The organism is Dysgonomonas sp. GY75, from assembly GCF_015234155.1.
GTDB classification, from domain to species: domain Bacteria; phylum Bacteroidota; class Bacteroidia; order Bacteroidales; family Dysgonomonadaceae; genus Dysgonomonas; species Dysgonomonas gadei.
Map to the genome: position 1 here is coordinate 275,724 of NZ_JADCLQ010000003.1, position 13,860 is coordinate 289,583.

The 13,860-nt window shown below is 40.9% G+C and carries 6 protein-coding genes; 1 reads left to right on the top strand and 5 read right to left on the bottom strand.

Going from position 1 to position 13,860, the window contains the following annotated elements:
* Positions 1-69 precede the first annotated feature (69 nt).
* Positions 70-1,647, top strand: a complete 1,578-nt coding sequence (locus IR083_RS02275) for a sulfatase (RefSeq protein WP_194223091.1) — start codon at positions 70-72, stop codon at positions 1,645-1,647.
* Between the two features lie 67 nt (positions 1,648-1,714).
* Here the strand turns inward: IR083_RS02275 and IR083_RS02280 are convergent, their stop codons facing one another.
* The 5 genes from IR083_RS02280 to IR083_RS02300 all read right to left on the bottom strand — a co-directional run bounded on the left by IR083_RS02280 (position 1,715) and on the right by IR083_RS02300 (position 13,715).
* On the bottom strand, positions 1,715-2,473 hold the full coding sequence (locus tag IR083_RS02280; protein WP_194223092.1) for a DUF3823 domain-containing protein: 759 nt from the start codon (positions 2,471-2,473) through the stop codon (positions 1,715-1,717).
* Between the two features lie 19 nt (positions 2,474-2,492).
* Positions 2,493-4,460, bottom strand: coding sequence for a RagB/SusD family nutrient uptake outer membrane protein (locus IR083_RS02285; RefSeq protein ID WP_194223093.1), 1,968 nt, complete (start codon positions 4,458-4,460; stop codon positions 2,493-2,495).
* 11 nt (positions 4,461-4,471) lie between these two features.
* Positions 4,472-7,642: a SusC/RagA family TonB-linked outer membrane protein gene (locus IR083_RS02290; RefSeq protein WP_194223094.1), complete on the bottom strand. Its 3,171-nt coding sequence runs from the start codon at positions 7,640-7,642 to the stop codon at positions 4,472-4,474.
* Positions 7,643-7,865: 223 nt separating this feature from the next.
* Positions 7,866-10,214, bottom strand: a complete 2,349-nt coding sequence (locus tag IR083_RS02295; RefSeq protein WP_194223095.1) for a GH92 family glycosyl hydrolase — start codon at positions 10,212-10,214, stop codon at positions 7,866-7,868.
* Positions 10,215-10,235: 21 nt separating this feature from the next.
* Positions 10,236-13,715 (bottom strand): glycosyl hydrolase-related protein, encoded by a 3,480-nt coding sequence (locus IR083_RS02300; RefSeq protein ID WP_194223096.1) that lies wholly within the window; start codon positions 13,713-13,715, stop codon positions 10,236-10,238.
* Positions 13,716-13,860 lie beyond the last annotated feature (145 nt).

A 13,860-nucleotide genomic window follows, 5' to 3' on the forward strand; every position in this document is an offset into this window, starting at 1 on the left:
AGATATTTATTTAATATATTTGCATATGTATATACATATAGGATATACTCCGATTTTATTTAATATATCATGAAAAATTCACCTTTATACGCTTTCCTTGGCATCTCCGCATGCATCAGTAATGGAATCATAGCCCAAGACATTAAAAAACCGATGAATATCTTGTTCATCATGACCGATGATCATGCCTTTCAGGCATTAAGCGCATATGGCCATCCTATTTCGAAACTTGCTCCTACCCCCAATCTGGACCGGATAGCGCAAAACGGAATGCTCTTTAGTAATGCATTTGTAGAAAATTCTATTTCTACCCCCAGCAGGGCAACACTGCTGACAGGAATGTATAGCCACCAACATGGGCAAACTCATCTTGGTTACGGATTAAAGCCTGACAAAAAATTCTTTGTAGAATATCTACAGGATGCAGGCTATCAGACAGCATTGTTCGGTAAATGGCACCTGAGCGCTCAACCCAAAGGATTTGATACATATAAGATATTTGATGATCAGGGCGAATATTACAATCCAAGGTTCAGGACTTCGGAATCGGACGGAAAATATATACAGGAAGAGGGTTATGCAACCGATCTTGTAACTGATCATGCCTTGAACTGGCTTATATTCCGCGACAAAGACAAACCGTTCTGTGTATTGGTCCATCACAAAGCTCCTCATCGAAACTGGATGCCCGACCTTCAATACCTCGATTTGTATGAAGACGTTGAATTCCCCGAACCGGCAACTTTATTCGATGATTATAGTACAAGAGGCGAACAGATGAAAACACACGAACTATCTGTAGCCAACCATCTTGGATATGCCTTCGATCTGAAAGTATCCCAACTGCAAAACGAACCGACTCTGGATTATATTAAAGCGAGCTTTGATATGGCTATAAGTACATTAACACCTGAACAACTCAGAGTATGGAATGAATCGTATGATAAAAAAAATAAGGACTTCCTTGCCAACAGGCCGGAAGGAAAGAAACTCACCCAATGGAAATACCAACGATATATCAAAGACTATTGCCGCACAATAAAAAGTGTGGATGTCCAGGTGGGCAGATTACTTGACTACCTTGAAAATAACAACCTTATGGAAAACACGATTATTGTATATACTTCCGATCAGGGTTTCTATCTGGGAGAGCATGGACTCTATGATAAGCGCTTCATGTATGAGGAAGCTTTCAGGACACCACTTATTATCGCTTTACCGGGAGCAAAAAAAGGGGCAAAATGTACGGAACTTGTTCAAAATATAGATTATGCCCCAACCCTTCTGGATGCCGCCGGAGTTAATAAACCCAGTGATATGGCCGGAGAATCACTGATACCATTATTGACCGGAACTTCTGATAACTGGAGAGATAATCTCTATTATCAATTCTATGATTATCCCGCTGTGGGAATGGCACGCAAGCATTACGGAATACGGGATAAAAGGTATAAACTTATACATTGGTACGGCAAAGGGGAAATCAACGACAAGGATATTGATAGTTGGGAATTATATGACCTGAAAAAAGATCCGACTGAAATCAACAACATATATTATAATAATGATAAGAAATATGTAAAAGTTAAAGAACGGCTTCATATACTTCTCGAAGAGAAAAGAAAAGAATTGAAAGTTACAGAATAGTATCATTACCAATAAAAAACGCAGTAAGTAGATCTTACTGCGTTTTTCTCATATGATTGTTATTGTACTAAAGAGCAGGAATAGTAACCTCCTTTACCTCAGTATAATTATACCTATTTGTCGCATCAAACGTAACTTCGGTTCTTGCTCCGAATCTGAAAAAATATTTCCGAGAATAATCAGGGAACTTTTTAGAAGCCATCGAAGTATTTATAGTGAAAGTAAAACCATTGTCACCCAATAATACACCTCCCAATCCGATCTGGTTGGCTTTGATGTTTATAGAATAGTTCGGACTATAACTGAAATCTCCCACATAGTCGGTCTCACTGACAAACAGCCAACCTTCGACTAAAGGTTTTTTATAAGTAGGATTATCTGTACCATGACTTATTTTCACATTAAATGTGACCGTCCTATCCGCATTTACCACAGGTTCTCCGACCCATTCTATCTTGAGGATAGGTTCTACCTCATACGTTTTTTCCACCGTACCGCTGATGGTCATCTTTTCTTCAGTTAACGGAACGAAAGCTCCTGAAGGTATAACCCCATATTCACCTTTGAATACCTTAGTATTATTGAATGTACCATCCATCTTACAATTAAAATCGTATGGTTGAGGCGTATCACTCCAGCTATACTCCATCATACGGATGCGTACACCTGTATTTCCAATAGCTGTTTGGAAAGGCTTATTTGTTCCTTTTTCAATAAACTTACCTCTGAATGTCTCTTTAGGCTCGGGATAATTGTCATCAGCACACGATGCCATTCCCAAGATCATCAATAGAGACAAAGCAATATATAATATAGTATTTCTCATATCATCAATATTTTTATTATTAATACCCCGGATTTTGCTTACAGTTCGGATTCTTAGTTATCTCACTCGTTGGTATTTGCTGATAATAATTCTTGGTGTCAAAATTAAAAATATAATTATTTCCGGCTTTTGATTCCATAAATCTTGAATCCAGAAAATACTTCTCTGCATCGGTAGAATAAAAAGCATATAAAACTCTGTAACGCCTATTGGTTTGCTCATCATATATAACTCTCCAACGTTTCAAATCCCAATAAGTCTTATGTTCGAAAGCAAGCTCTTTTCTTCTTTCTGTCCTTACCACATTAATGTCACTCAAAGGAGCCGAGCTAGCCAATAATGTAGCCCCTGCACGCTTTCTTATAAGATTGATACAACGAAACGCCTCTTCACGATAGCTTTCACCGGTCGCCGCCGTACTTACACCAGCAAGGAATAGCTCATTTGCAGCTTCGGCACGATTGAGCAATACTTCTGCATAGCGGATTTCAATCCAACTCTGACTTGATTTATTACCATTATTATCCGCCAGATTAGGGTCCAAATATTTGCGAAGATAGAAGCCACTGATATTTCCAAAATCCCATCCCGAAACGACACCACTTTCTCCGGCTCTTTTCATCTTACTAACACCATCCTTCAATAAGATAGCATTAGCAGCCTGATTATTGAAAGAAAAATCGCTTGAAAGTTTCAAATTACTTGATTCTCCATATACTACATTATAATCGGTGACACTTCCTTCAGGCATCAGCGGGCTAATACCCGTACCCACGGTCCCTGTCCATATTCCGCGGCGCAGGTCTATAGTTTTACCCTTAAACTGATCCATAGGAAGTATTACTGTTGCTCTTAAACGAGGTTCACTGTTTGCAAAAGCATCGAGCGGTGAATTATACAACAGATATTTTCCATTGGAATCCAGATTTTTAAATTTTCCATTAGAATCTTTATCTATACCGTCAAACATTTCAACAAAATCCAAAGTCGGGCAGATTTCCGAGTTATTACCCCCTGTAGATGTCTGCATTGGTTGTGCCGAATCATCAAAATTATGCACTGACTCCGGATTCTTAAAATACCTCACAAATATATTCTCCTTCGTATCCTTAAGGAAGATATTAACAAAATTAGTTGTTTGAGCGGTCTTATCCCCATCAGCCCATTCAGCTTCATAAAGGCCGTATGCTGTAGTTTCATCTAAAATTTTACTGGCTTCGTAAGCCGCTTTGAAATAGTCGTTTGCACGGGTAGACGGAATTCCGCATATCCTTACTCCGTTATACTCCTCACTGATTGTATTGTACTTAGCGATCGATCCTGCATGAAGCATGGTACGTGACTTAAATGCAGCAGCAACATACCTGTTTGCACGTCCTTTCTGATTCGTTTTGGGCAGGTTAGTTATTGCATAATCCAAATCAGAAGCGATGAGATCCCATATAGCCTCTTCCGAATCGCGAAAAAGCTTCGTACCTTCGACATCGACACTTGCCGGATAATCGATTACGAAATCCACCTTTGGCACACCACCATAACGTTTAACCAGTGAATAGTAAAGGAATGCCCTTATAAAGTAAGCCTCTGCCAGATAAGTATTATAGTTGGCCTGACTATGAGCCGATGCATATTTCGGAAGAGTTTCTATAAATAAATTGGCATCGCGGATCGCAGAATAAGCTGCATCCCAATAACTTGCACTTTCAGCTTCAGCTCCTTTGGTATCACGACCCAAGGCTTCTCCTGTCAAACCGGATTGTTGCTTATATTTTGTATCTGCATTATTGAACAAGCCGCTTTTTTCATAATTGTAGCGGAAATCTTCCATTGGGAGCCTGCTGTACATCCGTGCTATATAACTCATAGTACCTTCTGTAGTACCGAATATTTCGGGGTCACCGATTATATTCTTTGGCGGAATATCCAAATCTGTACATGCCATGAACAAACCCAGACAAAGTAATAATATATATTTTATATGTTTCATAATATTAATATTTAGAATTTTATATTCATTCCTACTGTAACAGTTTTATTGAGCGGGTAACTATATCCGTAATCACCTAATCCACCTTTACTATCGTCAGGATTTGTAAAAAATTCAGGATCCATATATTTTAATTTAGTAAATGTCAACAAATTATACGAACTTACATATACCCTAACATTCTGTATATTCAAAACCGAAAGCCATTTCTTAGGAAGCGTATATCCCAATTCTATATTCTTGAGTCTTAAGTATGCGCCATTTTGAATATTAAATTCAGAATTATAATTGGCACTGGTTCCTGTATAAGCATAATGTCCGCTTATCCATTCTGTCGCGGGATCGTAAGGGCTTGCTGTAGGGTCCGACGGACGCCAGCGATCCAAGAATTGTGTAAGAGCATTCGTATCTGCCCACAAAGGCTGGTATAAGAATTGTCTTGGAGCAACATAGCGTTTACCTCCGCCTTGCCATAGCATAGTAAGGTCTATTCCTTTCCACGATGCAGATATAGTGATTCCATAATAAATCAGCGGTGTCATACCGTTCATTGCAAGCGGATGCACATCCAGATCATTTATCTGTCCGTCACCGTTCCAGTCTTGATATTGATAATCTCCAAGAGTGCTACCTCGTCCAATATAAACAGGGTTATGATATATCTGATCCCAGTTGGTTATGCGTCCGTCTCCTCCATATCCCCACCATATATTATTATAGCGGTCGTTGTTATTCTCCCTCCAGTTCAGGTATGAATTACCTCTCTTCGATTGTTCGTAATATATTGTTTTTACACGGGTAAATGACATATTACCTTTCACCTGATAATCAAAATCACCTATTCTGTTACGATGACTAAGTTCCAGTTCGAAACCTCTGGTCAAATCGCTATTAAGGTTTTCCTGTGGTTGGGCAGCACCTACTATCCCCGGAATCGATTGCGCACGAGTCGCTAATAAGCCAGTACGTTTTCTCTGAAAATACTCGGCAGTTACACCCAAAAATCCATTCCATGCATCCATATCCAACCCTATGTTCAGCATATCGGATTTATACCAGGTAATAGCTGTATTTGCCAGCCCCTTATTGCTGGAACTATTGACGAATGACCCATCAAAAATATAACCTGAAGGCAGTCCTGTGCTATTACCGCCCGAAGCCGGATAATAATATCCTGTAAGGAAGTTATAGTCGTTTGTTGATGCATCATCAAGCATTCGCCCGTAAGATCCGCGTAGTTTCAGATTATCTATGAACTTAAGTGGTGATTTCTTAAAGAATCCCTCTTCCGATACACGCCAGGCCGCCATAACTCCGGGCGTTGTTGCCCAACGGGAATTATCCGGGAATCTTGATGAAGACTCATGCCTTAACGTAAACTCAGCCAGATATTTACCTGCGAAATCATATTTAACACGTCCTACATAAGCATTATATGCATAATCGTAAAGGGAAGATGCTGCAGTAGACTGATTGATCTGCATTTTATCTGTTATACCTGTAAACAACTGATCTAAAGGCAATAACAACTGTCTATTACCATAAAAGTTATCACCTTCTTTATGTGTATTCTCATAGAGGGCCATTGCCGACACATTATGTTTGCCGAATTGCCGGTCGAAACCAATCTGAATATTCCATAAGGTTGCATCCTTTCCGTAAAAATACCGGGATACCTTATTCGGGGCATCACTCTGACCATTCCATGTTTTGGCTGCACCACCCGAGTCGTAAAGTTTATAAGCTTTCATAAACTCTTTATTGTCGTTCAACGTATAGTCGTAACTATACATGCCTTTCGCATACAAGCCTTTAACGAATGGCATATCATATCTCAATGAAGCATTCGATTGAAACCATTTACTTTTATATGAGTTAGCACCGGTTACCCCCTTGTTCATCATAGTGACAGGATTTTGCAATCCGCCATTAGTCGGTTGCCAGTATTGCCCTTCTGTTTCGTTATAGTAAACTTTATCCATCGGTTGCATAAGCCACATACCTCGTATAATATCATTGGAACTATACACTGATGATTGCCGCTCGTCGAGTAATCCGGCCAGATTTAAATCGAACCGGAGATTTTTAGTTATCTGAGAAGAAATATTACTACGAATAGTGTATTTCTCATAGTTAATAGCATTTGTCTTCAAGAAACTCTCCTGAGTCTGGTAACCGATACTCGCATAATAACTCAACGCCTCAGTACCCCCGGTAGCGCTTAGTGTGTGCATAGTCTGGGGTGCACTGCTGCGAAGAACCTCTTTTTTCCAATCGGTACTTTGCATTGTGCCATTGCGGTAAGCTTCGATCTGCTCATCTGTATATGGACGATTAGGGCCGTCTACATTGTGCATCGTACGTTCGTTGAATAGGGTCATCCAATCTACAGCATTTGCCAGATCGGGGAAGTTTGTAGGCATCTGCCAGGATACATTTCCCGAATAACTAAGGCTAACTTTTCCTTTCTCACCTCTTTTGGTGGTAACCAAAATGACACCATTTGCCGAGTTGACACCATAGATAGCTGCCGACGCGTCTTTAAGTACCGAAATACTCTCGATATCTTCTGCATCCAAACGCGCCATATTACCACGTGGCACTCCATCTATAACAATAAGCGGACTACCTAAACCACGTATATCCATCGATCCGCTAAATTGTCCGGGTTCGGATGAGTTTTGAACGACACGCAAACCTGCCACTTTTCCGGTAAGCATATTCTGTACACTCTCATTTTTAGTAGTGATAATCTCTTCATTCTTAATGGCAGAAACAGCACCTGTCAGTGTTGCTTTCTTTTGTACACCATATCCCACAACCACTACTTCATCCATAAGTTTGCTGTCGTCTACCAATACTATATTAAGGGCATTAAGTGAGGTTTGATTCCCTACTTTTATTTCTTGCGTTACATACCCGATAGAAGATATTACCAATGTAGAATTAGGGTTTACTTTTATCGAGAAACTCCCGTCTACATCAGTCGCTATGCCATTGGTAGTACCTTTCTCTACCACGCTTGCTCCTATAATGGCCTCATTCATTGCATCTTTTACAACACCTGAAACCTCTGTTTTGCTTTGCTGCGAATAAAGATTTGCAGAGGCCAGCAATAATATGGCACACATACAAATTTTAAGCAGGCTAAATAGATTTAAGAAGTTAACTTTAAATTTCATACTTCATAGTTTTTAATGTGTTTGATAAATCAATAATAAGTAAGAGATAGAATCTGATGATATACTTTCGAATCATAATTTATCCTTGTTATTTTACTTACTCAAATAATAAACAGGTTGGTAACCTTTGTTTAAATTTCATTTTCACTTAAACATTGCTAGGTAGCAGCATCAAACGAATCTTTCATTTTCATAGATTGAGTTTTTAGTTAATATTTCAGAATCATTTATTTAGTTCTGTGTTAGGTTTATCTGATAGCCTGATAGACATGCGGCCGCCTTTGATCACATCCGAGAAAGGCAGTTGAACCGTATTGTGCGGTTTTCCATTCACATCTATAGACCGTATGTAAATATTATCTTTGGTATTATTCAGTGTTTCTATCACAAACTCCTTACCCGGATAATAATCCTTGTTGAGCCTTATTGTGATCTTATCGAATAACGGACTGCCAATCTGGAATGTAGGATCTATCTCGGTCAAACCTTTTACATCGAAAAGTCCTATTGCCGCCATCACATACCATGCGCCCAGTTGCCCCTGATCTTCATCTTGCCCGTAACCATAGCCGTGTATGCCTTCTACTCCGTAGAATTCGTTACAGATAGCCCTCACCCATTTTTGAGACAGATACGGTTTCCCTGAAAAGTTGAACAACCATGAGATATGCAGATTCGGCTGATTGCCATGATTATAGTATGTATGCAAACCTGCAAATGCATCAATCGTTTGTCCACCTCCAAATATATTCTTCTGTGAAATCTGGAATGTGCTGTCGAGACGCACATTGAAATCATCTGCGCCTATCAGGCTTATAAGTTCATCTATTTGATGAGGTACATAGTATGTGTACTGGATTGCATTACCCTCCTGAAATCCTATCCACGGGGCAAAAGGGTCGAAGTCTTTTATAAATTCGCCCTTGTCGTCACGCGGACGTATCAGTTTTGTCTCAGGATCAAAGAGAGTCTTCCAGCCCTTCGATAGCTTCGATAAAAGTTTATAATCATCCTCCTTGTTCAAATGCTTCGCCATCTGAGCCACAGCAAAACTACTGAATGAATATTCCATTGTATGTGATGCTCCGAAACCGGAACCTTCGGGAGTCGTACGCATAGACAGGCCGGTTGTATAAGGCGAGTATCCCCTGTTTACAAACTGCTCTACATCCAGCTTACCGGCTCCTGCCAAACGGTCTTTTCCATCTACCTCATTTTTCAAGGCAGCCTCGTATGCAGTATTCGCATCGAAGTCGCGAATACCACAATTATATGCTGCCGCTATAGCAAGACTGGTAAAATTAGTCCCCACACCCGACACATACTTGCTGCTAGCGATACCATCGCCTAACCATCCGGCATCTTTGTAGACCAGGAGCTGGCTCTGTATCCAGTCCGAATAATATTCGGGATAGGCGACTGCCCACAATTGGGTAAGATTCCAAAACCCGCCCCAAATAGCATCCGTATTATAATGATTATGAATTGGTTTTCCTTTTCCATTCAGAGCTATATGTCCTACTCCACCGTCATTTTTCGGATAAGCTCCGTTGACATCACTTGCCAATCCACGACCAAGCAGCGCATGATACAAGCCTGTATAAAATTTCACACGGTCGTTGTATTCTCCGCCTTCCACTTTTATGCGGCCAAGATATTCTTCCCATGTGTCCGTCGCATTTTTATGAGCCTTGTCGAAACTCAAATTTTTAGCTTCGTTTTCCATATTCAGGCGTGCATTTTCAACAGATGTATAAGACAATCCTATCTTTACATTTACAGCCTCCTGCTCTTTGGTCTTGAATTTGAAATAAAGTCCGGCTCCGACACCTGTCTGAGTCTTCGAATCGGGATATACGGTATCTTTCACAAACGAGCCGAACGCAATCGGTTTCTTATCCAACTCGGCACTGAAATACATAGACACAGTAGCTCCTTTTTGATATATATTCACATATACCGGCGTAGTTGTAACCCATCCTTCTATACGTCCGTCGTCGGTATATGCCACCGAAGCTTCTTTCACATATCCGCTTTCGCCCTGACGGTTGCCGATATCGAATATCAGATTGGCTTCTTCTGATGCAGGGAACGTATAACGGTGAAAACCTACACGCTTTGTTGCCGTCAGCTCAGCTTTCACATTGTAGTCTTTGAGCAATACGGAATAGTATCCCGGAGAAGCGAATTCATCTTTTTTGTCGAATGATGAACGATAGCCGTTCTGAACGCTGTCCAATGCTCCCGGAACTGTCTGTAGTTTACCCACTGTAGGTGCAATGACTACACCGCCAACCTGAAATTCATGGAAATTAGCAAAACCCTCGATAGATGTATGCCGCGCATCGTAGCCGACAGCCTGCCATCCCCCTGTATTCCCCAAGTGTCCGTCTGTAGACGGAGCAAGTTTAGCCATACCGAATGGAACCGCTGCCGGTGTATAAAAGAACCAGCGTGAGTGCGCAGTCCCGATGCCCGGATCTACATAATCCGACAAGAGGGGCTTTTTCTCGCAAGATGCTATTATACAAGAAAATGCAAGTACTGTGATTGGAATAATTCGTTTTATCATATTATAAAATTGTTTTTCGGTTTATTTTTTACTGATAACTTTCAAGGTTATGCATTCATAAGGTTTAAGCCAAAAAGAAGAATCTTCGAACTCACCCGTTTTTTGCTGGTTATGGTCGCAGAAATATACTTCATCTGCCTGCATACTGCCCCAGATAAACGAAGAATGTACACTCTGGTCATTGAGGTTCAGTAAACGGATAATGTAGCCTTTGCCATCATCCGAAGGTTTTATTGTAGAAACTGAAATCTGATTCTTACCTTTAAGCCTGAAAAGATTATCTATTCCGACAGGTTTATCAGAAACAACCGCAATCATTTTTTGCGCCTGTTCCGTACCTTGCTTTTTCAGTTGCTGATCGAACGGATCGAAAAGTTCCAGTGAATAGCGGAATGTCGCGATACCTTCCTGAGAGGCCTTGTAGTTCGTCCTCCATGAATTATTCATCACCCACGAATATATCTTCGGAGAAATCAAAGCCGAAGACCACCAGCCAAGCCCGCCCCCTTCTTTGCGCCATACATCACTGGTCATCTCTCCCAGTTCTACGAAAGGAGCATCTATTGTTGTCAGGTAGATGCCGTGGCTAAGATTGCTTGCACTGATACCGTTCTGTATCGAATAATAATTTTTATTCACTCCTGCCAACTGGTCCCGCTCGGGATGCATATCCCCCATCGCCAGATCCATTTTGATATCTGCATGGTCTATATTGAAAGGGAAAATAAAGCGAACGTTTTCCGGCTTATAAATATTTTCTTTATCTATCGTATTCAGGATATCAATGCGTCCCAACTCTTTATAAACCATAATATCCCTCCATAGCGAGCGGCAGCCCGGCGCATCCGATTCTACACGTAAGGTCGCCGCAACTTCGCCATCATCCAGTACAATAATACGTTTTATGTTCTCCACCCATTGCGGATTTTCAGCATAGCGTTCTGTATAGATATAATCATTCAAACCGCCCTCGGATGCATAATTATATTCCTCACCTGTCTTTGTGAAAGAAGAAATTGTACCTTTTATTTTATCTATTTCAACTCTTATAATGCCGTTATCCAGTATATTATCATTTATCATTGTAGAAACATTCAACTTCTTTCTCTTATCATCAGTAATCTTATAAGCGACGGAGGAAAGGGCCGGAATGTCTTTTGCCATAAATATCCACCTGCCGTCATGCAATTTCTGTAAAGGAATGATCTCTCCTGATGGGCTTTCCAACACTTTACCGATCAGGTCATTATCGTTATCAATCGTCACTACATCAGTTCTTTTCCACAGATTTGTATTGAATATATGTATATAGCCGCCTTTAGCTGTTTTTATTTCTGAAAAAACGTCAGTATAGAGTCTCCTCGACTGCATATCTGCATTATCCGCATATAATTTCTTTCCTGCCCACAGTTTCTTTGTAAACTCCGATTCAGGTTCAGGTCCACTGGCCGAAGCCCCCCAGGTATGCTCCGAAAACAAGACGACATTCTTCCATGCTTGCAGAAAATCGTTTGCAGGATACTGCCCCGGATTAAGCATGCTCCATAGTATTTCCGTCTGGTTCAGGCGTTCCGAACTTTCACGATTCATAGCCAGTTCGCGGGCAGTAGAAGCAGCCCCGTCTTCCCACGTAGGGGTTATATCGCCGCCATAAACCGGAATATCATCACCATATTGTTTTTCAAATTCTGTGAAAAGTTCTTTGGTAGTACCTATATAGAACTTGGGTGATTCGTATTTTTCATTCCACTCCTTTATTACATCCGGCATCCACTGATCGGGCGGCCCGTTATCTCCGTTTACCGTATAGCGCAAATAAGTAGTAGCATACGGATATTCCTTCGATTCCAAATCGGTAAGGTATTCCCATATAGGAGTTACACCACAGGCCGAAAGCCTGTTTATCAACCAGCCGTGAAACCATGAATATCCCCTACCTGTCTGCCAGAACAATACTTTTTCCTTACCCGACTGAGACAGCCAGTAAAACGGTTTATCGCCCCACTTCACATGCAGGTGTGCAGCCCTGTCGTTACCAACCTTCCCATAGAAAGGCACATAGTTGGGCCCTGATGAATAATATTTCACACCATTCTGAGCCATTGCCGTAACCATACCCCACGATTGCCCGGGAACATCACTCATCATAGCCGTGTTGAACTCCACTCCCGTCAACCCGGAAATACGATGCGCATCATCGAACATATGCGTCAGTTCCTCCTGCTTGCAAATTCCGGTGAGTATGCTGCCCAAAGATGCATCGACACCAATAATACCGTCTTTGATAGCCTGAATCATTTTATCGCCTTTCTCCGTTCCTTTGTAATGATCGAGATATCCCATCAAAGCCCATGTGGCCTCCGAATTCCATTTGAACCGTGAGCCCTCGGGATTATTCGCCGTACGTTCCGCCAGTTCAAGCGCCCGCTCAAAATTGCGCCATTGCAGTTTCATTACATCATCCTGCGCATGTGTATAACCTATGTCCAAATGTGAATGGGGTAAGAAATAGAGGTTCCACCTACGAGCCCCCAAAACAGTATAACTATCAGATAAATTACCTTGTTTACTACGAAGTTTCACCGATACTTCGGCGCTCTCTTCCATATAACCTGCCGGAAACCGCCCTTCCATTACAGATATTCCTATTGCGGATGGCTTGATGTTCTCCGTCCATTTCCGTCCGTTTATATCGAAATCGAGTTGACCTCCACAAAACAGGGGTGCATCAAATTTCAGTGTATATTCACGGGTCGGCCCCTTATCCGTTTTCAAATATCCTTGTGAAGCAACGAAAGACATTTTATTTAATGGAGTAAGTTTCGAAATCTGCCTGTCTTCTTTCTTGTAGAATCTTATCTCACTCAGTCCGTAATAATTTACATTCTGCTGCATATCAGCAGCTTCCCTTATGATATATTTATCTTTAGGGTCATAATAATTACCGTTTCCATCAGCATCGGCTGTAAAACATATATATTTCGCCTTAATCCCTCCTGTATCAAATGTGAAATTTGCAGGCTCGGGATTCTGCCCTTTCGATTCATTTATAACATGGTAGTCCAGTCCATTGTTTCTCAAGAGTTTCCATGTCTTCCCGTCAATGGAGTATTCTATATATACTTTCCTCAACCCGCGGCGTGTATGCTGGCTTTGGTTGTCATTCCATATTCTGATTAAATCAATATGTGCGGGAGCTGAATTGCTGCCGATTTCGCACATAAACCAGACAATACCTTCTCTGGTAAATTCATTCGCCCGTACCTTTTTTGTAGAAGCCTGTGATGTCCACATCTTGTGTCCAAGATTATGCGCTATATGCATATCTCCATCCATTCCTTCACTATTAACAGCCATTATAGCTGTCGCGCCCTGCAATTCGCTGCTGGCAGTTGCCTGAATCTGATCGGATGGAATCTGAGTATATACTTTGGTGCTTTGTGCATATATTCCAATAGTATTCACTAAGATCAGGAGGGAAAAGAAACCTTTTCTTATCATCCTCATATTTTTAGATTATTTGTTAGTATTAATGGTTAATCACGTTAGTTATAGATAACTCATTTTATAAAAAAGAAATTTCTCTTTGATTTGAATTATGATAAAATGAGTATTTTCTAGTATTTTAGATTGTTTTCAAAATTGA

What these genes read in the sequence shown, in the direction of transcription:
- IR083_RS02275 (WP_194223091.1), top strand. Translation starts at nt 70, where the DNA reads ATGAAAAATTCACCTTTATACGCTTTCCTTGGCATCTCCGCATGCATC.
- IR083_RS02280 (WP_194223092.1), bottom strand. Translation starts at nt 2,473, where the DNA reads ATGAGAAATACTATATTATATATTGCTTTGTCTCTATTGATGATCTTG.
- IR083_RS02285 (WP_194223093.1), bottom strand. Translation starts at nt 4,460, where the DNA reads ATGAAACATATAAAATATATATTATTACTTTGTCTGGGTTTGTTCATG.
- IR083_RS02290 (WP_194223094.1), bottom strand. Translation starts at nt 7,642, where the DNA reads ATGAAATTTAAAGTTAACTTCTTAAATCTATTTAGCCTGCTTAAAATT.
- IR083_RS02295 (WP_194223095.1), bottom strand. Translation starts at nt 10,214, where the DNA reads ATGATAAAACGAATTATTCCAATCACAGTACTTGCATTTTCTTGTATA.
- IR083_RS02300 (WP_194223096.1), bottom strand. Translation starts at nt 13,715, where the DNA reads ATGATAAGAAAAGGTTTCTTTTCCCTCCTGATCTTAGTGAATACTATT.